Raw genomic sequence first — 22810 nt, 5'->3', positions numbered from 1 at the left:
ACTTGTCGTCTCCCCTTTAAGGCTCAGGTCGCGACTCAGTGACCCATGAGTTTTTCCACGGCATCGGGCTTGTTGTGCACCGCGAACCGGTCCACCAGGGTGGCGCTAGCTTCGTTGAGCCCCACGACCTCTACCTCGGTCCCCTCACGACGAAACTTGATGACGACCTTGTCGAGTGCGCCCACGGCGGTGATATCCCAGAAATGCGCGCGGGTCAGGTCGATACGCACGCGCTCCACGGTTTCCTTGAAGTCGAAGGCATCGGTGAAGCGATCCGCCGAGGTAAAGAACACCTGGCCAACGACACGATAGACGCGTGTCTTGTCGTCATCGCCTGTCTCGCTGCCCACGTAGAGGATCTGGCCGACCTTGTTGGCGAAGAACAGCGATGCCAGTAGGACCCCCACGAGCACGCCGATGGCCAGGTTGTGGGTCGCCACCACCACGGCCACCGTGGCGAGCATGACGATATTGGTCGACATCGGGTGCTTACGCAGGTCGCGCAGCGACTCCCAGCTGAACGTCCCGATGGCGACCATGATCATTACCGCCACCAGCGCCGCCATGGGAATTTGCGCGACGAGATCGCCAATGAATACCACCATGATCAGCAGGATGACCCCCGCGCACAGCGTGGAAAGCCGCGTACGTCCACCGGATTTGATGTTGATCACCGACTGCCCGATCATCGCACAGCCGGCCATGCCGCCCAGAAAGCCAGTGGCGATGTTGGAAACGCCCTGGCCCTTGCACTCACGGTTCTTGTCGCTGGGCGTGTCAGTAAGCTCGTCGACGATGGTCGCGGTCATCAGTGACTCGAGCAGCCCCACCACCGCCAGCGCGGCGGAATACGGGAAGATGATGGCCAGCGTCTCGAAATTGAGTGGTACATCCGGCCACAGGAACACCGGCAGCGTATCCGGCAGCTCGCCCATGTCGCCCACGGTGCGCACCATGGAGAAGTCGCCCAGCATGTAAATCGTGGTGAGCACGATGATGCACACTAGCGGCGAGGGCAGCATGCGGCCGATGACCGGCACATAGGGGAATAGATAGATGATCGCCAGGCCGCCGGCGGTCATGGCGTAGACGTGCCAGGTCACATCGGTCAATTCCGGCAATTGCGCCATGAAGATCAAAATCGCCAAGGCATTGACGAAACCCGTGACCACCGAACGCGAAACGAAGCGCATCAAGGCTCCCAGACGCAGATAGCCGGCCACGATCTGCAACACCCCCGTCAGCAAGGTCGCGGCAAGCAGGTACTCCAGCCCATGCTCCTTGACCAGGGTCACCATGAGCAGTGCCATGGCGCCGGTAGCGGCGGAAATCATCCCCGGCCGGCCGCCGGTGAAGGCGATCACCACGGCCATGGAAAAGGACGCAAAAAGCCCCACCTTGGGGTCGACCCCGGCAATGATCGAGAAGGCAATCGCCTCGGGGATCAGCGCCAACGCCACCACGGCGCCAGCCAGGACGTCCGATCGGACGTTCGAGAACCAACGTTGTTTGATTGATGCGTACATGCGTGTGTCCAGTCGATGAGAAAGGTCAGAAGTTTCACGCGGCGCGCCTAGCGACGGCTCATCCGGTCACGGGCATCGTGTCATGTATCGATGTCTAAAATGCGACGGGGAACCGAGAAGACGGCCGAACGCGGCCCCGCTGGACGCGACGCGTCATGCGTTCAGCGGGGCCGCGCAGGAGCGAAGAGACGCTCCGGGGAGAGGGAGAAACGCTAGGGCGGCGTTGCGCTCATAAAATCAAGCGGCCTTGGACGGTCGGTTGTGGGCACATAGGCCATGTGCCCGGGAAAGCGCGAGATTCTACCAACTCGACGTTGCATTTGCATCTTGAGTCGTAGAGCCAGACGCGGTACGCCAATCGAATCGCGGCCAGCCACGCTGTTCGGCGACACGCGCCAGCCGGGCGTCGGGCTGCGTGGCATGCGCATGGTCGACATGCTCGAGCAGCGGCAGATCGTTGTGCGAATCGCTGTAGCCCCAGAGGGTGCCAGGACGCGTGTGCTCGACATCACGCTCGGCGAGCCACGCCTCTAGCGCCTTCAGCTTGCCTGACTGATAGGTGACGATGCCAGTGGGTTCGCCGGTGAAGCGGCCCTCGGCGTCGAACGCCGGTGGCGTCGCCAGGGCGTCGTCGGCACCGACCTCACGCGCGATGGGGTCAACCAAGTGATGCATCGAGGCCGAGATGACCAAGGTGGCGTGCCCCTGGTCGCGGTGCCAAGCCAGGCGCTCCAGCGCGCCCGGCATCAGGCGTGGCCGGATCCAGGTCTCGACGAACGCCACGACCTCGTCGCGCACCGTGTCGTGCCGGCGCCCGACCAGCGGCGCCAGCACGAAGCGCAGGTGCGCCTGCATGTCCAGCGTGCCGGCGTGATACTGCTGATCGTGACGCGCCACCTGCTCCATGAACGCTTCGCCATCCTCCACCCAGCGGCGCCTTACCAGCCAGGCGATCCACAGGCCGGTACAGTCACCGTCGAGCAGGGTGTCGTCGAGATCGAATATCGCCAGATGGCGCCTGTCATCGGGCATGCCGCCTTGCTCCTCGTGAAAACGAGGCGACATTCTAACCGCTCGAGATGACAGCCGTCTGTCACGCTTCGTTGCCCGGTGTCTCGTCATCCGCCGAGGCGCGGCCCGACGACGTGCCGGATGCCGCCGCTCCATTCGGGGGTTGGCCTTGCGAAGACGCACCGCCTGCCTTGTTCAAGTGCCCCTTGAAGGCCTCCATGATGTCCATCGGCAGCGGGAACACGATGGTCGAGGCATTCTTGTTGCTCATGTCGCTGAGCGTCTGCAGATAACGCAGTTGCAGTGCCGCCGGGTTGCTGGACATGACATCGGCGGCCTCGACCAGCTTGTGCGAAGCCTGCAGCTCGCCCTCGGCATGGATCACCTTGGCACGCCGTTCGCGCTCGGCTTCGGCTTGCCGGGCGATGGCGCGAATCATGCTCTCGTCGAGGTCGACATGCTTGATCTCGACATTGGCGACCTTGATGCCCCATGACTCGGTCTGTGCATCGAGGATCTCCTGGATATCGTTGTTGAGTCGGTCGCGCTCGGAGAGCATCTCGTCGAGGTCGTGCTTACCGAGTACCGAGCGCAAGGTCGTCTGCGCCAGTTGACTGGTGGCGACACCGAAGTTCTCGACCTGGATGATGGCCTTCTCCGGGTCGACCACGCGAAAGTACAGCACCGCGTTGACACGCACGGTGACGTTGTCCTGCGAGATGACGTCCTGTTCCGGCACATCCAGCGTCACGGTGCGCAGATCGACGACCTGCATCTTCTGAATTCCCGGGATCAGCAACAACAGCCCCGGCCCCTTCACCGCCTGAAAACGGCCCAGAAAGAACACCACGCCGCGCTTGTACTCCGGCAAGATGCGTATCGCCGCAAACAGCAACAGCACGACCAGGACGATCGGCACTAAATAGGCATAACTCGCGTACATGGCGTTACTCCTTCTCGATGAACCCTTCTCGATAAACGATAGCGTGCCCCAGGCGCCGCATGGCGACTAAGGGGTTGCCGTCATTGGCTCGACGATCAGCGTCAAGCCCTCGTTGGATACGATCCGCACCCGCTGACCGCGTGCCACGGGCGATGCACAGCGCGCCTGCCAGCGCTCGCCGTGCACCATGACCTTGCCCTGCCCCTGGAAATCCGCCAGCACGGTGGCCTCTTGGCCGATCATTTCCTCCTGGCCGCCCTGCGGACGGCGTTGGCGTATGCCCAAAAAGCGTGTCACTACCCACAATAGGAAGCCGGCGGCCACCAGCGCCACACCGCCTACCAGAGGCAACGCCAGCGCCTGATGCGTGTCGTCCATCAACATCACCGAGCCGGCGACGAAGGCGGCGAGTCCGCCGAAGCCCAGCACGCCAACGCTGGGCACGAACGCTTCGGCCACGACCAGCGCCATGCCTAGGAAAATCAGTGCCAGGCCCGCATACCCCACCGAGAGCATCTGGAAGGCATACATGGCCAATACCAGACTGATGGCGCCGATCACGCCGGGAAATAGAGTGCCTGGACTCAGCAATTCGAAGATCAGCCCGTAGAAGCCGATGATCATCAGGAAATAGGCGACGTTGGGATCGGTGATGAATGCCAGCACCTTAGCGCGCCAGTCCGGTGGCTGACGCTCAAGCGTCATGTTTTCCGTAGAGAGCGTGCGCTCCCCGTCTTCCATGACCACACGCCGCCCGTCGAGCTGGGTCAGCAAGTCGTCGAGATCGTTCGCCACGACCTCGATGACATTGGCCTCCAGCGCCTCGTTGGCCGTGAGATTGGCCGCCTCGCGCACGGCGCGTTCGGCCCACTCGGCGTTGCGTCCATGACGCTCGGCCAACGAGCGAATCGTGGCCACCGCATCCTCGAGGACCTTGCGCTCCATCGCCGATGACGACGTCTCCTGATCGTCGCCCTCTTGCGCTTCGTCCGGCGTCGATTCGCCGCCACCTCCGCCGAGCTGCACCGGGGTCGCCGAGCCAAGGTGCGTGGCTGGCGCCATGGCGGCGACATGACTGGCATATAGCAAATAGGTACCGGCACTGGCGGCCCGCGCGCCGGCGGGCGTCACATAACTCACCACCGGCACCGGCGAGGCCAGCATCGCGCGGATCATGTCACGCATGGAGGCGTCCAAGCCGCCCGGTGTATCGAGTTCGAGAATCACCAGCGAGGCACCCGCTTCGTCGGCACGTTCGAGACCGCGCTGAAAGTAATCGCTGGTGGCGGGGCCAATGCTGCCGTCGATGCTCAGGACCACGCCGTGGGGTGCGTCACGCGCGTCGGATTGCGCACTCGCCAGCCACGACAGCCCCAGACCCGCGAGCACCAGGCAGGCCCACATCAGGCAGCGGCGCATTACGACTCCGTCATTGCGGCGTAGCATCGCGGCTCTCCGAAGCCGAGGCACAAGGCGTAGGGCGCGTCGACCAAGTGGTGGCACCGTCGTCCCCGCGACATACACGGCTACCTTCAGGCGTGGCGGAGCGCGTCTCGACGCCTGGCGACGAAGACGCGCTGGGCTGCACTATGATCGACGGGTGCACGTTGACGCGATCGCGTCCTTTTCGCCACCCAGGTTCATCCCATCCATGCCAGGCGTGACGCTCACGGTCGTATCGTCTGTCCTCATGTCCGCCCTGGTGCGACTCGAGCGGCAGCAAGCGCCCGCTCTCGGGATCGTAGACCTTTACACCGTCCGCGCTGGCCGTCGTAATCCCTGCCACCGCCAACAACAAGACAATGCCCATCGCGACAGGCATTACATCACCCGCGTGCCGATACCTCGTCATGCTCGTCTCCTCGGGCTCGCCAGCCTCATTCATGGGCCACTGCCGTCAGTCTAGTTCACGTGCATCACGCAACCATTCCCATAGTGCCTCGCATGCAGGACGCAATACCCGCGCCTGCGGGCGTACCAGCCAGAAGGCCTCGTCGGTGGGCATGCACAATTCAAAGGGCGCCACCAGATCGTCACGTCCATCGAAGAGGCGCCGATGGGTCAGCGCGATGCCCGCCCCGCGTGCGGCCAACGCCAGCGTGGCGACCTGAGTATCGCAAATGAACGAAGCACAACGCGCTTCCAGCCCTTCGGATCCGGCCATCGCCAGCCAGCTCGGCCAGCCCAGCGCGAAGCCGGCGGCGTGCAACAGGGTATGCCCGGCCAAATCGTCGGGCGTCTGCAACTCACGGGCCAGATCCGGCGAGCACACCGGTAGCATGACTTCCTCGTTGAGCAGCACCGACTCCATATCGGTCCAATCACCCTGGCCGTAGCGAATCTCCATGTCCACACCCTCGGCGCTGAAGTCGCCAGGCCACACGGCGCTCACCAGACGCACCGTGACATCGCGATGGCGCCGATGGAAATGGGTCAGTTCGGTGGCCAGCCAACCAGCCTGCACGGCAGGCGTGGCCCGCAGCGTCACCGGCGCGTCGGGGTGCGGTCCGAAGACCTCGGCAGTACCCTCGGCGATGCGTGTAAAGGCCTCCTGAATGCTTGGCAGCCAGGCCTGTCCGGCCGGCGTCAGCGACAGGCTCCGCGGGTGCCGCACGAATAGCGCCTGGCCGAGACGGTCTTCGAGCAGGCGAATCCGTTGGCTAATGGCCGACTGCGTCACGCCCAGCTCGCGACCAGCCTGGGTGAAACTCAGCGTACGCGCGGCAGCCTCGAAGGCTTGCATCCACAGAATCGGTGGCAGGGACATGGTGAACTCGGTGGTAATGGACGTCCGCCCATGATCGTCAATAAGCTGCCCATTAGCAAAGCTTGGCCTTAGGTCCGATATTCATCGTTTGTCTAATGTCGCCATGAGGCGACATGCTAGAGGCCGATTCGCACGACCCAACACCAGGAGGCCGATATGCAGTCCCAGAGCCAATCCCCCGCCGTCGAAATGAGTGAGCTGTTCCCTTACGTACAAGGGCCCGCGTTGCGCACCAGCCAGGCCCACGACAAGGCGCTGGAGGTAACCTGGGATAACGCCGATACCGCGCGTTACAGCTATCGTTGGCTGCGCGATCACTGCGCTTGCCCCGAATGCCGTCACCCCATGACGCGTGAACGCCTCTACAAGCCTCTCGGAGACGAAAACTTCCTGAATGCCCATCCCGAAGCTGCCGTCGAAGACGGCGTGCTGGTGCTGCGCTGGGCCGACGGACACGAATCGCGCTTCGACGCCGGCTGGCTGCATCAGCGTCGTCCTGAAACGCACATCGATGATGGCGTCCCGCGTGCCGTCGCGTGGCCGGAAGGCTTCACACCGGCTCACGTGCCGCATGCCGAGATGATGGGCGGTAACCAAGGCCGTCGTGAGTGGTTGACTGCCCTGCTGCGCGATGGTTTGGTCCTACTCGACGACGGCCCGCGCGAGCTCGAGGAAGTCGTGCGCATCGCCGAGCTCTTCGGCCCGATGCGTGCCACCAACTTCGGGGCGCGTTTCGACGTTCAGTCCAAGCCCAACCCCAATAATGCCGCTTACACGGCCATCGGCCTCGAGCTGCATTCCGACCTCCCCAACTGGCGCCATCCGCCGGACATCCAGCTGCTGTATTGCCTGGAAAACGAAGCCGAAGGCGGCGAATCGCTGTTCGCCGATGGCTTCGCCGTGGCCGAGGCACTGCGCCACGAAGCACCGGACGTCTTCCTTCGCCTGCGCGACACGCCTATCGATTTCCGCTTTCAGGACGAGGATAGCGACATCGCCGTGCGCGCACCGGTCATTGACGTCGATGACACGGGCCGCCTTCGCGAAATCCGCTTCAACAACTGGATTCGCGACACCCTGCGTCTCCCGCCGGAAGAAGCCGATGCCTGGTACGAAGCATACCTGATCTTCTGGCAGCGCCTGCGCGAGCCGCGCTTCCGCGTCGACTTCGCGCTCGAACCCGGTCAGATGGTGGCTTTCGATAACCGCCGTGTACTGCATGGGCGCGGCGCCTTCGATCCCAATACCGGCCGTCGCCACCTGCAAGGCACCTACCTGGACATCGACCACCTCGAATCGCATCTACGCGTGTTGGCGCGCCACGCCTCTACAGCCGCGCCCGCTACTCCGACAACATCCACCAATGAAACGGGAGTTTTCTGATGTCTCATTCGCTTCGTCCCTTACTCGCCGGACTACCGCTTGCCGCCGGTATCGGCCTGGCACTGCCGGCCCAAGCCGCTGACACAGTGAGTTTTGGCGTGCCGTCGTGGCCCGGGATTACCGTCAAGACCGAGATCGCCAGCCAGCTGTTGGCGCCCCTCGGTTATCAGGCGCAGACCGACGATATCGGCCTGCAGGTCATCTACCAAGGCATGGAAAGCGGTGATGTGGACGTGTTCCTGGGCGGTTGGCTACCGGCGCAAGAGCCGATGCTCACTCCCATGGAAGACAAAGGAAGCGTGAAGCGTATCGCCAATAACGTCGATGGTGCGCAAATGACGCTAGCGGTGCCCGAGTATGTCTACGAACAAGGTGTGACCTCGTTCGAAGATCTCGACGAGCACCGCGACATGTTCGACGGCAAGATTCATGGCTTCGGCGCCGGGTCCGCCGCCAGCGAGATCCTCAACAAGGCGATCGATAACGACACTTGGGGACTCGGCGACTGGCAGCTAGTGGATACCAGCACCGTTGGCATGCTAAGCGCGGCGCGCGATTCCATCTCACGCGAGGACCCCATCGTCTGGGTCGGCTGGACGCCGCACTGGATGAACCTCGAGCTGCCGATGCGCTACCTGGAGGACAGCAAGAACCTGTTCGGTGAAGGCAACGGTGCCAGCCAGGTGCTGACCCTGATGGGCTCAGACTTCGCTGACGACAACCCCAACCTGACGACGTTCTTCGAGAACTACACCTTCACGGCGGAACAGCAAAGCTGGATGATCAAGGCCTTTGGTCTTGATGAGAAAGAGCTCGACACCGTGGCCACGACCTGGATCGAGGATCATCCGGATCGCGTCGAGGAAATGCTCGACGGCGTGACCACTACCGATGGCGACGCAGCTTGGCCGGTAGTGAAAGAGGCGCTGTCACTGTAAGAGTGGTCCGCGCCCGACACGGCACGCAAAGTGCCGTGTTTTCCCCGTGCGGGCTCTCACGTATGCTTGGCGCAGTTCACGCATAGAGTGCCCGCATGTCTCGTTCTCTCGGAATTCTCTTCACATTGCTCGGTGTCATGCTCGGCTGTGGCCTGCTCTGGCAATGGCTCGCCATGCACGACATTCTGACCCCGCAAGCGCTGCTCCATCTGCTGCAAAATGCCGCCGCATGGCGCGACGCCCCCTGGGCGCCTCTGGCCGTCATGGGTGTGTATGCCCTCACTTCCCTGGTCGTCTTTCCATTGAGCGTGCTAGTCGCTGCCACCGGCCTGGTCTTCGGCCCCGCCTGGGGCTTCGTCTACGCCATGCTGGGGACGCTGTCGGCGTCGATCGCCACTTACTGGGTAGGGAGAGCGCTAGGACGCGACGCACTCCTACGCCACGGCGGCCAGAAGCTCAACGGCCTGGCTCGGCTTCTCGCCGGACGCGGCGTTCGCACCATGGTGCTGTTCAACCTGCTGCCGCTGGCACCTTTCACCCTGACCAACATGCTGGCCGGCGCCTGCCATTTGCGTTTTCGCGATTACATGCTCGGCTCCACCTTGGGAATAGCCCCGGGGCTACTTGGCGTCACCTTGCTGGGAAGTCAGTTGGGGTCGCTGGTCACCGCTGAAAGCCGCGAGGGATTGCTGATCGCCGTCGGCGGCATCGTCGTCGCCATGGGTATTTTGTGGGGACTCAAGCGTTATGCAGAGCGACGTAGCAAGCGCGTGTAACGCCCATCCTGTGAGCGCTCACTTACTGGGGGCTTCTTCCTTGGCCTGGACTGCGTCGCGCTCCGGCACGGTTTGAAACACCGAGCGCAATACCCGGCCGCGATGCCGCAGCAAACGCCACTCGGCTTCGAGACGCCCACGCACCTTCTCCCAGGCACCATCATCACGCTCCGCCACGCTCGCCTCGGCCTCAAGCACCTGACGATAGATGCCCAAGCAGCGCTCGGCACAGCGTCGATCATCAAGCTTATGCGCGCTGTCGAACGCTCCCTGACGCAACCTGGCATGCAACATCGGTTCTTGAAGCGTTTCCAACGCTTTCGCGAACGTCTCGACATCATCGCTGGGAAGCATGATGCCGTTTAAGCCGTCGCTCAGAACTTCGCGCACGCCACTGGCATCGACCGCCACCACCGGCAGGCCCGACGCCATGGCTTCGGCGATGACCATGCCCTGGGTTTCACTGTGCGAGGCGAAAGCAAAGGTATCCATCGCATGGTAGGCATCGATCAAGGCTTGATCGTGCAGCTTGCCGGTGTAATGAAAACGATCCGCCACGCCCTCGCGGGCGGCATGGTCGTGCATCACCGTACGGGCTTCACCCTCGCCGACGACCAAGACCCGGGCCTTGGGATGACGCGCCAGGAAACGCGATAACGCCGCGGCCAGAAAACCTAAGTTCTTCTCCATCGCCAGGCGCCCCACGTGCCCTATCACCATCGCATCCTCGGGGATGCCAAAGCGCTGACGCCAGCGCGCCCCATCCCCTCGACCAAAGGCGCGCGTATCCACGCCACTAGGAATCACGCGCACCTTGTCGGGCAACACGCCCCGTTGGGCCAATAGTGCAGCGATACTCTCGCTGGGCGCGATCACTGCATCGCATAACCGCGTGTACTCACTGGATAGCGCGATGGCGAAACGCTGCATGCGCGGCGAGTCGCCGGGCACGTAATGCGTGTAGTGCTCGTAAAGCGTGTGATGGGTAAAGACCAACGGTAGGCCATAGGTCTGCGCCACGCGTGCTGCGGTATCGCCGAGCAGGAAGGGATGGTGGGAATGCACCAGGTCGGGCTCGAATTCCTCGATGGCCTCGTAGAGTTGGCCGGGCACCGGCACCGGAAGAGAAAAGTCACTGCCATTGAAGCGCTGCATGGCCACCACACGCACCACATCGCGCTCGAAACGTGGCTGACCGTCCAGTTTGGGCGCGACGACCAACACACTGTGCCCCGCATGCTGCAGGCACCGCTTGAGACGCTGAACGGATTCACTCACTCCACCCACGGTCGGACAGTAGGTGTTGGTGAACATCAGGATATTCAATCCCTCGACTCCCTATGACCTCGAAAGCGCGACGCCGGCCTGGCCCGCCGCAAGGCGGCATATCATAGCAGATAGCATGGCACCAAAGGCCAGCGATGGGGTTAACGTGATGCGTCAGGTAACTCGGGCACACGGCCGGTCATCTCCGTGATCATGAAATCGATGAACCTGCGCATCCGTACGCTGTCCCGCATTCGCTCACTGTAAAGCAGGTAAAAATCCGCGCGAACTCCCTGCCACTGCGGCAACAAGGCCACTAGTTCGCCGCTCGCCAGGTACTCATGGACATCCCACCAGGAGCGCAGCAATACGCCGTGACCATCGAGTGCCATCCGCGTCATGGCCTCGGCATCGTTGCTCGCCAGGCGACCGTGAACGCGTATGGCGCGCTGAGTGCGTATGCCGTCGGTGGACTCGAACCGCCATAGCGAATAGTCGGTATCGTTCTCGCGTACGATCAAGCATCGATGGTGGGCCAGATCCTCAAGTTGTTCGAGCCTCGGGGCGCCGGCTAGATAATCAGGTGCCGCGCAGAGTATCCGACGGTTGGTGAGCAACCGCCTGGCGATCCAACGCGAATCCGGCGGCTCGCCGACGCGGATGTTGATATCGAACCCCTGCTCGTCGAGCCCCAGCGGGAAGCTGGTCAATTCCAGCAGCAGTTCCAGTTGAGGATGGAGCTCGGCAAAGCGCGAGATCAGCGGCGCCACATGGCGCCGTCCGAAGCCGAACGTGGCATTGATTCGAAGCCGTCCCGACAACGAAGCGCCCTGGTCTCGCAGTGAGTTTTCGAGATCACCCAGGTCACCGAGAATCATCGCGCCACGCGCCAGATAGCGCTCCCCTTCGGCGGTCAGGGTCAACCGCCGCGTGGTGCGTGTGGCAAGCGACACGTCGAGTCGCGCCTCCAACTGCATGAGGCGCTTGCTCACCGCCGACAGCGATAGACCGAGCTCACGCGAGGCCCCGGTCAAGCTGCCCGAACGTGCTACCTGCTGAAAGAAGGCCAGATCGTCGAGCGGCGTCACATCATTCTCCACTTTTATTCAAGAGTGGCTTGCATTTTAGCTTGATTATCATCGTGACACCGCACGCTAGACTCAAGGGACACACCAAGACGTAGCGTTCCCCCGATTATTGAAGGAGCCCTTCATGACCGCACACAACATCGCCGTCATTCCCGGCGACGGCATCGGCACCGAAGTCACTCCGGAAGGCGTTCGCGCCCTCCAGGCCGCGGCCGAGCGCTTCAATCTCGACCTCACCTTCGAAGACTTCGACTTCGCCAGCTGCGACTATTACCTCGCGCACGGCCAGATGTTGCCAGACGACTGGAAAGCCACGCTGTCCCGCTTCGACGCCATCTTCTTCGGCGCCGTGGGCCTGCCCGACAAGGTCCCCGACCACATCTCACTATGGGGATCGCTGCTGCAGTTTCGGCGTGAGTTCGACCAATACATCAACCTGCGTCCTTGCAAGTTAATGCCTGGCATCAAGAGTCCTCTGGCCGACCGCCAGCCCGGCGACATCGACTTCTACGTGGTACGCGAGAATACCGAAGGCGAGTATTCGAGCATCGGCGGCAAGATCTTCGAAGGCACCGAGCGCGAAACGGTGATGCAAGAGACTGTGATGACCCGCACCGGCGTCGACCGCGTTCTCAAATACGCCTTCGAACTGGCCAAAAAGCGCCCGCGCGGCAAGCTCACCTCGGCCACCAAGTCCAACGGCATCTCGATCACCATGCCCTACTGGGACGAACGCGTGAAAGCCATGCACACGGCTTATCCCGAGGTCGATGTGGATCAGTTCCACATCGACATCCTCACCGCCAATTTCGTGCTCCACCCCGACTGGTTCGACGTGGTCGTCGCCAGCAACCTGTTCGGCGACATCCTCTCCGACCTGGGCCCGGCGTGCACTGGCACCATCGGCGTCGCGCCCTCGGCCAACATCAACCCGGAAGGCAAGTTCCCCAGCCTCTTCGAACCCGTACACGGCAGCGCGCCGGATATCGCCGGCCAAGGCATCGCCAACCCCATCGGCCAGATCTGGTGCGGCGCCATGATGCTCGACCACCTGGGTCACGAAGATGCCGGCAAGGCCATGCTCGACGCCATCGAGTCGGTACTCGCCAAGGCCGACACCAACGTGCTGACGCCCGACCTCAAGGGTCAGGGCACGACACGCGATCTGGCGCAGGCGATCATCGAGGCGATCTGAGGGGCGCTTGGGTCGCACGAGTCCCGTGAGTCGCCTAAGGTAGATGGGCACGTGGCACGACAAGCCACGGCCCAGACCGTAACCGCTCCAGGGAGAGGATCATGACGATATTCGAGGCACTGCGCGAAAGCCACGATAGGCAGCGCACCTTGCTCGACCTGCTGGTCAAGACGCACGGCGATAGTGATGGTCGCGACGAGTTGTTCAAACGCGTGCGCGCCGAGCTGGAACATCATGCGGGGGCGGAAGAGCGCGCGCTCTACATCCCCATGATGGAACACGACATGACGCAGGAAAAAGCCCGCCACAGCGTCGCCGAGCATCATGAGATCGACGAACTGATCGAAACCCTGCAACAGACCGATTACAGCTCACCGTCCTGGCTGGCAACGGCGCGCCAACTGCAGGAGATGGTCACTCATCATCTCGACGAAGAAGAACAGGAAGTCTTCCAACTGGCCGGTCGCGTCTTCGACGATGCAACCAAGCAGTCGCTGGCCGACACCTACCAGGAAGAAATGCGGCGCCTGGCATCTTGAGAGGAGGACTGATAGCCACGTCATAACGCAAACGCCCGGCGAGATATTCTCGCCGGGCGTTCGTGTCTTCCGCCGTCGCAAGTTGCGAGGCGAACGTTACAGGACCGGTATCAGTGGTCCGATGCTACGCGGAAGCGCACCACGGCCTGATAAAGATCACCCGCTTGCGTTTCGAGCGAACCGGCAGCACCCGCAGCCTGCTGTACCAGCGCCGCGTTTTGCTGCGTGACCTGATCCATCTGCGTCACGGCCTGATTGACCTGCTCGATCCCCGAGGACTGCTCTTGTGAAGCAGCGGAGATTTCAGCCATCAAGTCGCTGACACGCTGGGCGCCCTCGCGGATCTCGCCCATCGCGCTATCGGCCTGATCAACGAGTTCGGCACCAGCGTTGACGTGGCTCACCGAACCTTCGATCAGTGACTTGATATCACGCGCGGCATCCGCGCTGCGACTGGCCAGATTGCGCACTTCACTGGCGACCACCGCGAAACCACGGCCCTGCTCGCCGGCACGCGCCGCTTCCACCGAGGCATTGAGCGCCAGCAGGTTGGTCTGGAAGGCGATGTCATCGATCATCGAGATGATATCGGCCACCTTGCTGGAACTGCTGCGGATCTCGCCCATGGTGCTCACCACCTGGGAAATCACCTCCTGGCCATGCACCACCGACGCCGTCGTGGCATCCGACACCTTATTGGCCTGGTCAGCGTTTTCCGCGTTCTGCCGCACGGTCGCTGTCAACTCTTCCATGCTCGACGCGGTTTGTGCCAGCGAGGCCGCCTGCTCCTCGGTCCGCGCAGAAAGATCGTTGTTACCCGTGGCGATCTCGCGCGCGCCTTGGTCGATGGCTTCCCCGGATTCACGGATACGCGCGATCGTCTTGCTCAACTCGAGGCGCATGCGCTCGATGGCATACATCAGGCTGTGCGTATCGCCGTCACGCAACGTGGTGGGCGTAATCAGATCGCCTTCGGCAATACGTCCCACGACGCGGGCGGCTTCATCCGGCTCACCGCCCAGGCTGCGATACACGTTACGGATCACCAGCAGGAAGGCCGCGGTCAGGAGACCACCCGCCACCAGCAAGACCAGCGCGTACTGCCACAACTTGTCGATGAAGGCCGACTGAATGTCGTTGGTGTAGACACCCGCCGCCATGTTCCAGCCCCAAGGCTCAAAGCGCTCGACGTAGCTGAGCTTGGGAAAGAGCGCATCGCTGCTGGCATCACGCGAGGAATACGGCAGATAACCGCCGCCCTCTCCGGCAAGCGAGGCTAGATCACGATACACCGCGACGCCGTTGGGATCCTCGTAGTCCGACATATCCGAGCCCGCGTCACGGCGAGGGTGATAGACGAGTTTCGCGTCAGCATCGAAGACGAAGACATAATTGTCACGGTCGGCACCGAAGCGCATCGCGTCGAGATCCTCGGTGGCCCGCGCCTTGGCCTCTTCTTCACTCAGCTCACCTGCTTCGACTCGCTCGGCGTAGCCATCCAGCAGGGTATGCACCATGCCGATGGTATTGGAAAGCGCCGCCTGACGCTCATCGAACATCGTATTCCGACTTTGCCACGCCATGCTGACCACGATAGCGATCATCACCAGCCACATCAGCGCCAGCGTCAGCCATAACTTCCCCTTGAGCGTCCACTGCTTACGTGTCGTCTCCGCATGAGAACCGTGCGATACCGCCGGCGCCGTCGGTTCGCCCGCGTGAGCGACCACGTTCGAATTAGCCATTGACCCCCCTTGCCCCTTTTTACGTATTCACTATGGGTGACACAGAAGAGTTATCGACCACCAAGGCCGGTTCTTTAGGGTATCGCTGCAATGTGAGTGCCCACTTCGACCAGCTCTCTTGTACGACGTGCGTCACCGTCGTCCCTCGCCCATTGGTCGAATAGGTTCAACATACGTACATATTAGTTCTACATTCAAAAAGACAGGGACCCTTCACACATCACACTCAACAAATGCAAAGGATCTTCACGCCATGCAGATGGGACGTCGCCAGTTTCTCGCCACTTCCAGCGCCCTTGCCGCCACGGCCACCTTCGCGCCGACGCTATTGGCGCACACGAACGGTGCCAGCACACCACAGCGTTATCCGGATGATGCCTGGGAAGTGCTCGATGACCGTTTCAAGCCCTATTACATCTTCAACACGCCGCTCGAACAGCAATGGACCGGAGGCCTTTGGCTCGAGGGCCCGGCCTGGAATGCCGTGGGCCGCTATGCCGTATTCAGCGACATTCCCCGCGCCCGGCAGATGCGCTGGGATGAAGCCACGGGAGAAGTCAGCGTGCTGCGCGAAGGCGTCGGTCATTCCAACGGCAATACCTTCGACCGTTGGGGGCGCCTGGTAGCATGTGAGCACTCACCCGCGCGCGTGGTCCGCTATGAATGGGATGGCAGCGTCACGACCCTAGCCGACCAGTTCCAGGGCAAGCGCCTCAATGCGCCCAACGATCTGGTGGCTCTCGACAACGGGGGCATCTTGTTCACCGACCCCGGCTATGGCGCGCACGTGGATTATGAAGGCCATAAGCGTGAGCTAGAACTCGATCCAGCGATCTACTACATCGACGACGACCTCGACGAGCCACGCTTATTTTCCGATGCGCTCTACAAGCCCAACGGGGTCGCGCTCTCCGCCGACAAACGCACGCTCTACGCCAGCGACACCGCGCCGTCCCACTATCCCGACCAGCCGGCCACCATCTCGCGCTGGCGCCTGGCGGAGGACGGCACCGCGCAAGGCGAACGTGAGACGGTGATCTCGAGCAAGGATGAAGGCTACGACGGCATCACGCTGGATCAGGACGGCAATATCTGGGCCGGCGTGTCAGGCGGAGAAGGCAAGGACGGAGTCTCGGTCTTCACCCCCGACGGCGAGCGCCTAGCGCGCATTCTGCTACCCGAAGTCTGCGCCAACCTCTGCTTCGTGGGCGAAGACCGCAACCGCTTGCTGATGACGGCCAGCCAATCGATCTACACGCTCTATACCGGTGCGCGCGGAGCCTAAGCACCGTTTTCCGCGCATCCGACATCCGCCCGGTTTCCATGAAACCGGGCGTTTCGTGCTGTCCGGCAACGCGTGATGGCCTAACGTGAGTACCGAGGCACGCTGCGTGACTCAGAAGCTCGCCTGGATCGTGGTGCCGGCGACCCAGGCGTTGTCGACTGAATCCACCGCCGATGGATTGACCACGTACTGCAGGTTGGGACGCAACGCCAAGTAGTTGGTCAGGTTGAAGCTGTAATAAATCTCGGCATCGTACTCGTGGCCCTGGCGTGGCAGTGGCGAGGATAAACCCGCCGGCGTGGCGTTGTAGTAATCAACGTAGTCGTTGACGTCGTCATTGACGTGGAGATAAGCCAACCCGATGCCGGCGTCATCCTGCGGGCGGGCGTCGAATGGTCCCTCGTAGGTCGCACCAATCGAAACGTAACGATCGATACCCGCCGTATCGCCGTGGTTGGCATTGCCCATGCTGAACAACGCCAGCCCGCGATCGGGATTGCCGCCGCGCGTCGTCACCTGCTGCTGAACCACGTAGTAGAGCCCGGTATTGGTATCGCTGGTCTCCGTTGCCGGGCCATCGCCATAGGCGCGATTCTCCACGTTCTGGGTGTAGAAGCCGAGCTTGTAGGCGCCTTCCATGCCATTCAACGTCGGGGTGTATCCGAGTTCCACCGGGAAAAGCGTGCCTTCAGTGCCACTGGTGCGCAGATCGAAGCCGTTGTCGTTCTCCAAATTGCTGTCATTGATATTGAAAGCCCCCAACTGGGCATACCAATCGGACGCGAAGTTCGTACGGATAACCGCCGCCCACTGCGAGATCGGCCAGTTATAGATATTGTTGCCCCAGTTGCCCGGCTGCGCCCCGCCGAACGCCAGATTCTGGAACTTGCTGTCGATGGTGGCAAAATCATCGCCGAAGGGAATCCGCCCCAGCTTGATAGCCAAGGCGTCGTCGAAGAACCGCTGGCGATACCAGAATTGCGTCAGTCGCGTGACCGGCCCGCGCCCCTGCACTTCCTGCACGTTGGAGCCACCGACCGTCGCGTCCGGGTCGCTGAGCCGGTCGTTGGCCGTATGGCCATTGCGGTTGACCATCGTTATCTGGAACTCCGCGTCGGCAATACCGGCCAGCTTGTCGAGGTCGACGTTGGCCCCGACGGCGAACTGATCGGCGTACTTGGTCACGTGACTGTCGCGGTAGCCTCCGTCGAGAATGGTGGCGGCCTCGCCGACGTAATCAAAGCTGAAAGCAACGCCGGCGTCTTCCAGCGCGGTGCGCTCTCCTCCCCAGTCACCGAACATATAAGGAGAATCCGGCGCGAAGGCCGAATAGGCGTGGGCTGTACCGGCGATCAAGAAGCTGCCGATGATGACGAGCGGCGCGCCACCTGCGCGAAGCCTGCCGAACGTGCGCGAGGTCATGATGTTCCATCCTCTTTTAGTTAGCGTGTTATCAATAGCACGTTAATAATATTCTCGAATACGGCATCATGAAAGCCTCCCGTGTCCCAACACCTCCTCTTGCTCTCAGACGTCGTCGATTATCCTCAGTGACACGGTTTTCATCTTGAGACCGGGCATTTTCATTACGCCGACCTCCCCTCTTGTGATGGTGCGCCCGGTTCGTACTGTAGAGGCATCGACATTGCTAATGCCGTATTAGGAAAACACTGCATAAATGCCTGCACGAGCGAATCGCTCGTCGATTTATTCAGTGCATCCTTAGCGATGCTTGCGGTCATGCGACGCTGGCACGCAGCGGCCCTTGCAGTGACTCGAACCGCACAACAACAGAAGAGCAGGCGCACGACATGATCGACCAAGCGTTCCTCACGCCGTCATCGAATCACGACGGGTCTCGAGAGCAAGACTCCTTAGTTACCGGCCTGCATATCCTCGGTGCCGTAACCGATGCATGCGGTGCGCACCGCGAGGAGCGTTGAACATGCTCGACGAGTGGCTCGCTTCGAGTCTCGACGCTGATCCCGTCGAGCCGCGCGAAGGACGCAGTGGAAAGGTGCCCGGCGGGCGCTATCGCCTGCACGCACCCGGCGTACTCGAACTGCTCCCCGATGAACTCGCCCCCGAGGCGCAGGCATGCGTCGTCTCGGCGGGTATCCACGGCAACGAGACCGCCCCCATCGAGCTCGTCGGCGCATGGCTGGCGCGCCTCGAGGCCGGCCAGCTCAGACTAGGCGCGCCGGTACTGGTGATTCTTGGCAATCTCGAGGCGATTCGACAGGGCGTGCGCTTTTGCACCACCAACCTCAATCGCCTTTTTCAGCGAGGCCTGGACCTGGAAGGTGACGAGCCCGACCGCGCTCGCGAGCTGATGGCCGTCGTCGATGCCTTCTTCGCGCGCCATACCTTGCCGCGCGTGCATTACGACATGCACACCGCGATTCGCGACAGCCGCTATCCGCGCTTCGCCGTCGAGCCCTTCGCCGACGCCGAGACCGACCCCGCGCAATGGCATGGCCTGGCCGCCGCCGGTATGCAGGCGGCCTTGCATCAGCATCGCCATAGCTGGACCTTCTCGCATTATTCCAAGCATTATCACGCCGCGCAGGCGTTCACGCTGGAACTCGGCAAGGTGCGCCCCTTCGGCGAGAACGACCTCGACGCGCTGGCGGGCATGCTCACACTGCTCGAGGCATTGCTCGAGGGCCGTCAGATGCCATCGGGAAATCTCGAGGATGTGCGTTTCTTCAGGGTCGTCAGCGAGCTGATGCGCCAATCGCAGGACTTCGAACTGTGCTTCTCCGAGCAGACGCCCAACTTCACCGAATTCGCCGTGGGCACCCAGCTCGCGCATGATGGTCAAGCTGGCGACACCGTCGTCGAAGAAGCGCCGGTGGCAGTGGTGTTCCCCAATGCCCAGGTGGAGCTCGGCGCACGCGCGGCGCTACTGGTGCGCGCGTGCCCGCCGCCGACATGACATGACGCTTCCCAACCCAGTCCCCGCCGTCGTGAGCCACGTGGGCGGGAGGATGTAGCACAATGACAACAACGACAGGATGATTTTCATGCACAAGACGACGCATCCATACGACAAACGTCGTATCATCGGCCGCCAAATCGAGCCTGCTCGGTCGCCTGCGGCCTGCTAGAATCGCTCCCTTTTTCGCGCTAGCCGCCCCAAGGTTGTCGCACCGCGCTCAATGGCTTCTTCATCGCCACCCGGTGTGCCGACCGTGACTTACCGCCACGTTTGGAGCTTTTCATGGCTGATACGCCCATTCCCCTCGAAGTACGAGACATCACCAAGCGCTTCGGTGACACCGAAGTCCTCAAGGGACTCTCTCTCACCGCCCACAAGGGTGACGTGATCACGCTCATCGGCGCCTCCGGCTCCGGCAAGAGTACCTTCCTACGCTGCATGAACCTGCTCGAACAGCCCAATGAAGGCGAGTTGATCGTGCATGGCGAAAATATCGCCTTCAAAACCACGCGTCGTGGCCGCGAGCCGGTCGACTGGAAACAGGTCGAGCGCATTCGCGCCAAGCTTTCGATGGTCTTCCAGAGCTTCAATCTCTGGGCCCACATGACGCTGCTGGAGAACGTCACCGAAGCGCCGATTCACGTGCTCGGCAAGTCGAAGCGCGAAGCGACCGAACACGCACGCCAACTCCTCGACCGTGTGGGGCTGCTCGATCACGCCGACTACTACCCGGCGCAAATGTCCGGCGGCCAGCAACAGCGTGGCGCCATCGCCCGGGCGCTGGCCATGGACCCGGAAGTGATGCTGTTCGATGAGCCGACCTCGGCGCTCGACCCCGAACTCGTCGGCGATGTGCTCAAGGTCATGCGCGACCTCGCCGAAGAGGGACGCACCATGATCGTGGTGACCCACGAGATGAGCTTCGCCCGCGATGTCTCCTCGCAAGTGATCTACCTGCATCAGGGCATGGTCGAGGAAATCGGTCCGCCGAAAGAGGTCCTCGACAACCCGCAGTCGGACCGCCTCAAGCAGTTCCTGGCTCCGAAGCACTGACGCCCGACGGGAGAAAATCGCATGATCGACCTGCAGGGCTACGGCCCCCGGCTTCTCGAAGGCGCCCTGGTCACCTTGGAAGTGGCTGTGCTGTCGTTGTTGCTGGCCTTGATCCTCGGCCTGCTCACCGCCAGCGCCAAGCTGTCGCGCCACTGGCTGTTCCATCGCATCGCCACGCTCTACACCACGCTCATTCGCGGCGTGCCCGATCTCGTCTTGATGATGCTGCTATTCTTCGGCGGCCAGATAGGCGTCAACATGTTCACCGACTGGCTCTACTACCAGTTCGATGTGGATATCTTCATCAACATCAACGAATTCATCGCCGGCGTGGTGACCATCGGCTTCATCTTCGGCGCCTACATGGGCGAAACGTTTCGCGGCGCTTTCTTGGCCGTCGACAGCGGCCAGATCGAGGCCGGACGTGCCTACGGGATGTCCAACCGGCTCATTTTTCGGCGCATTCAATTTCCGCAGATGATGCGTCACGCTCTTCCCGGGCTGGGCAATAACTGGATGGTACTGCTCAAGACCACTGCGCTGGTCTCGGTGATCGGGCTTTCCGACATGGTGCGTATCGCCGCCGAAGCGACCAAAGCCACGCACGAGCCGTTCTTGTTCATGATCCCGGTGGCCGTGGTGTATCTACTGATCGCCAGCGTTTCGGAGTGGATCGTCGCGCGGCTGCAAAAACACTATAACGTCGGTTTCGGGGAGGCAGACGAATGGAACAACTAAACGCCTGGTTCACCGAACTACTCTCGGACAATGCCATCTTCACGGCCAATACGCTCGGCTACTACCTCGACGGGCTGGGCAGCACCGTGCGTCTGGTATTTCTGTCTCTGATCATCGGCTTGGTGCTGGCGGTACCGCTGGCCATCGCACGGGGCTCGCGTCGCAAGTGGATCAAGTGGCCCGTGTTCCTCTACACCTATGTGTTTCGTGGCACCCCCCTGTTGATCCAGCTTTACCTTATCTACTACGGCGTGGTGTTCATCGAAGGCATTCAGGACACCTTCTTGTGGGCGATCCTCAAGGACGCCTTCTACCCGGCGCTGATCGCCTTCACGCTCAACACCGCCGCCTATACCACCGAGATCTTCCACGGCGCGATCAAGGCCACGCCGCGCGGTGAGATCGAAGCGGCGCGAGCCTACGGCATGTCACGCGCGCTGATGATGCGGCGCATCATCATGCCCAGCGCCTTCCGACGCGCCCTGCCGGCCTACGGCAACGAGGTGATCTTCATGCTCCACGCCAGCGCCATCGCCAGCGTGGTCACGATCATGGACCTCACCGGGGCCGCACGGTTCGTCTATGCACGCTTCTACGCGCCCTTCGACGCCTTCCTCTTCGTGGCGGCGATTTACCTGTGCCTGACCTTCGCCATCCTGTATCTCTTCCGCTATCTGGAAAAGAAACTCCTGGCGCATCTCAAACCGCTGAACGGGTGACACCCAGCTTGCCGCGGCCCATATCATGGGCACGCGGCAAGCCACACCCGCCGAACGACATCCCAATGAGGCTTACCATGAAAAAGCTCCTGGCGCTGACTCTTCTAGGCGTGGTCATGACGACCGCCACCGCTCAGGCCCGCGATACCGACGAAGTACGCCTGGCCATCGACGTGCCTTACGAGCCTTTTGTGTATCGCACACCGGCAGGCGAGCTGGAAGGTTTCGAGATCGATCTCGGCAACGAACTGTGCAAACGCGCCAACCTCGACTGCACCTGGGTCGAGCAATCCTGGGACGGCATCATCCCCGGCCTGCTCTCGCGCAAATACGACGCCATTCTCTCCTCGATGGCCATCACGCCCGAGCGTGAAAACCAGGTGCTGTTTTCGATCCCCTACTACAACACCCCCAGCGTCTGGATCACGCGTCGCGATCGCGATATCGACATCAGCGACAAGGACGCACTCGAAGGGCTCAGCGTCGGCGTGCAGCGCGGCACCATCCGCGATAGCTATGTCACGCAGATGTACGGCGACACCCTCGATATCCACCGCTACTCATCCTCCCAGGACGTCGCCAACGACCTGATGTCGGGGCGCCTGGACTTGTCCTTCGAGGACTATCCCCTCGCCGTGGATACCTTCCACTTCAAGGATGACGACAGCGAATTCAAGAAGATCGGCGAGAGCATCAAGAAGCCCGTCTCGATCTTCGGCAAGGGCGCGGCCATGGCATTTCGCAAGCGCGACAAGGCACTCGCGGAGAAATTCAATCAGGCCATTCGCGACGTCTATGCCGACGGCACCTACGAAAAGCTGATGAAGCAATACTTCGACTACGACCTGTCGCTGCCCGTCGGCGAAAAATGACCGTTTGCCGGCGGCAAAATCAACC

Annotated in this window: 21 protein-coding genes; 11 read left to right on the top strand and 10 right to left on the bottom strand. The window is 61.9% G+C overall.

The window, feature by feature from the left end:
* Positions 1-35: 35 nt before the first annotated feature.
* The 6 genes from L1075_RS04265 to L1075_RS04240 all read right to left on the bottom strand — a co-directional run bounded on the left by L1075_RS04265 (position 36) and on the right by L1075_RS04240 (position 6247).
* Entirely contained in the window at positions 36-1526 is a 1491-nt protein-coding gene (locus tag L1075_RS04265; protein WP_246940220.1) for a SulP family inorganic anion transporter, read from the bottom strand.
* 300 nt (positions 1527-1826) lie between these two features.
* Positions 1827-2558, bottom strand: a complete 732-nt coding sequence (locus L1075_RS04260; protein ID WP_246940216.1) for an HAD family hydrolase — start codon at positions 2556-2558, stop codon at positions 1827-1829.
* A 61-nt stretch (positions 2559-2619) separates the two neighbouring features.
* Positions 2620-3480 carry a slipin family protein gene (locus tag L1075_RS04255; RefSeq protein ID WP_246940213.1) on the bottom strand — a complete coding sequence of 287 codons (861 nt, stop codon included), beginning with the start codon at positions 3478-3480 and terminating at the stop codon, positions 2620-2622.
* Positions 3481-3546: 66 nt separating this feature from the next.
* Entirely contained in the window at positions 3547-4926 is a 1380-nt protein-coding gene (locus L1075_RS04250; RefSeq protein WP_246940211.1) for an NfeD family protein, read from the bottom strand.
* Positions 4910-5332, bottom strand: coding sequence for a hypothetical protein (locus tag L1075_RS04245; protein ID WP_246940208.1), 423 nt, complete (start codon positions 5330-5332; stop codon positions 4910-4912). Before L1075_RS04245 ends, L1075_RS04250 begins: the two co-directional genes overlap by 17 nt.
* Before the next feature lie 45 nt (positions 5333-5377).
* Entirely contained in the window at positions 5378-6247 is an 870-nt protein-coding gene (locus L1075_RS04240) for a LysR substrate-binding domain-containing protein (RefSeq protein WP_246940205.1), read from the bottom strand.
* Positions 6248-6403: 156 nt separating this feature from the next.
* On the opposite strand from L1075_RS04240, the gene L1075_RS04235 reads away from it, so the two are divergent.
* From L1075_RS04235 to L1075_RS04225, 3 genes are all read left to right on the top strand, one after another.
* A complete protein-coding gene (locus L1075_RS04235; RefSeq protein WP_246940202.1) occupies positions 6404-7630 on the top strand; it encodes a TauD/TfdA family dioxygenase in 1227 nt (408 codons plus the stop codon).
* Positions 7630-8568 carry an ABC transporter substrate-binding protein gene (locus L1075_RS04230; RefSeq protein WP_246940199.1) on the top strand — a complete coding sequence of 313 codons (939 nt, stop codon included), beginning with the start codon at positions 7630-7632 and terminating at the stop codon, positions 8566-8568. Before L1075_RS04235 ends, L1075_RS04230 begins: the two co-directional genes overlap by 1 nt.
* Before the next feature lie 95 nt (positions 8569-8663).
* Positions 8664-9344, top strand: coding sequence for a TVP38/TMEM64 family protein (locus L1075_RS04225; protein ID WP_246895442.1), 681 nt, complete (start codon positions 8664-8666; stop codon positions 9342-9344).
* An 18-nt stretch (positions 9345-9362) separates the two neighbouring features.
* Here the strand turns inward: L1075_RS04225 and L1075_RS04220 are convergent, their stop codons facing one another.
* Positions 9363-10670 carry a glycosyltransferase gene (locus tag L1075_RS04220; protein WP_246895443.1) on the bottom strand — a complete coding sequence of 436 codons (1308 nt, stop codon included), beginning with the start codon at positions 10668-10670 and terminating at the stop codon, positions 9363-9365.
* 101 nt (positions 10671-10771) lie between these two features.
* Positions 10772-11698, bottom strand: a complete 927-nt coding sequence (locus L1075_RS04215; protein WP_246940195.1) for a LysR family transcriptional regulator — start codon at positions 11696-11698, stop codon at positions 10772-10774.
* Positions 11699-11822: 124 nt separating this feature from the next.
* Here L1075_RS04215 and L1075_RS04210 point away from each other — a divergent pair, with 124 nt between their 5' ends.
* On the top strand, positions 11823-12893 hold the full coding sequence (locus tag L1075_RS04210) for a tartrate dehydrogenase (RefSeq protein ID WP_246940192.1): 1071 nt from the start codon (positions 11823-11825) through the stop codon (positions 12891-12893).
* A 101-nt stretch (positions 12894-12994) separates the two neighbouring features.
* Positions 12995-13432, top strand: coding sequence for a hemerythrin domain-containing protein (locus L1075_RS04205; protein WP_246895446.1), 438 nt, complete (start codon positions 12995-12997; stop codon positions 13430-13432).
* A gap of 110 nt (positions 13433-13542) precedes the next feature.
* Here L1075_RS04205 and L1075_RS04200 read toward each other — a convergent pair whose 3' ends face one another.
* On the bottom strand, positions 13543-15177 hold the full coding sequence (locus L1075_RS04200) for a methyl-accepting chemotaxis protein (protein ID WP_246940189.1): 1635 nt from the start codon (positions 15175-15177) through the stop codon (positions 13543-13545).
* Between the two features lie 253 nt (positions 15178-15430).
* Here L1075_RS04200 and L1075_RS04195 point away from each other — a divergent pair, with 253 nt between their 5' ends.
* A complete protein-coding gene (locus L1075_RS04195) occupies positions 15431-16462 on the top strand; it encodes an SMP-30/gluconolactonase/LRE family protein (protein ID WP_246940186.1) in 1032 nt (343 codons plus the stop codon).
* 111 nt (positions 16463-16573) lie between these two features.
* On the opposite strand, the gene L1075_RS04190 is transcribed toward L1075_RS04195, so the two are convergent.
* A complete protein-coding gene (locus tag L1075_RS04190; protein ID WP_246940175.1) occupies positions 16574-17884 on the bottom strand; it encodes a carbohydrate porin in 1311 nt (436 codons plus the stop codon).
* Positions 17885-18407: 523 nt separating this feature from the next.
* Between L1075_RS04190 and L1075_RS04185 the strand changes: the two genes are divergently transcribed.
* The 5 genes from L1075_RS04185 (at position 18408) to L1075_RS04165 (ending at position 22785) form a co-directional block, all read left to right on the top strand.
* Positions 18408-19400 carry a succinylglutamate desuccinylase gene (locus L1075_RS04185; RefSeq protein ID WP_246940172.1) on the top strand — a complete coding sequence of 331 codons (993 nt, stop codon included), beginning with the start codon at positions 18408-18410 and terminating at the stop codon, positions 19398-19400.
* 285 nt (positions 19401-19685) lie between these two features.
* Entirely contained in the window at positions 19686-20456 is a 771-nt protein-coding gene (locus L1075_RS04180) for an ABC transporter ATP-binding protein (RefSeq protein WP_246895451.1), read from the top strand.
* A gap of 21 nt (positions 20457-20477) precedes the next feature.
* Positions 20478-21194, top strand: a complete 717-nt coding sequence (locus L1075_RS04175) for an ABC transporter permease (protein WP_040242856.1) — start codon at positions 20478-20480, stop codon at positions 21192-21194.
* Positions 21182-21913 (top strand): ABC transporter permease, encoded by a 732-nt coding sequence (locus tag L1075_RS04170; protein ID WP_040242858.1) that lies wholly within the window; start codon positions 21182-21184, stop codon positions 21911-21913. Before L1075_RS04175 ends, L1075_RS04170 begins: the two co-directional genes overlap by 13 nt.
* A 77-nt stretch (positions 21914-21990) precedes the next feature.
* Positions 21991-22785 (top strand): transporter substrate-binding domain-containing protein, encoded by a 795-nt coding sequence (locus L1075_RS04165; protein WP_246895453.1) that lies wholly within the window; start codon positions 21991-21993, stop codon positions 22783-22785.
* Positions 22786-22810: the final 25 nt, after the last annotated feature.

The sequence above is a fragment of the Chromohalobacter beijerinckii genome (assembly GCF_023061185.1).
Classification (GTDB): Bacteria; Pseudomonadota; Gammaproteobacteria; order Pseudomonadales; family Halomonadaceae; genus Chromohalobacter; species Chromohalobacter beijerinckii.
Note: the sequence above shows the minus strand (reverse complement) of the source record. Positions and strands in the feature narration are given on the sequence as shown.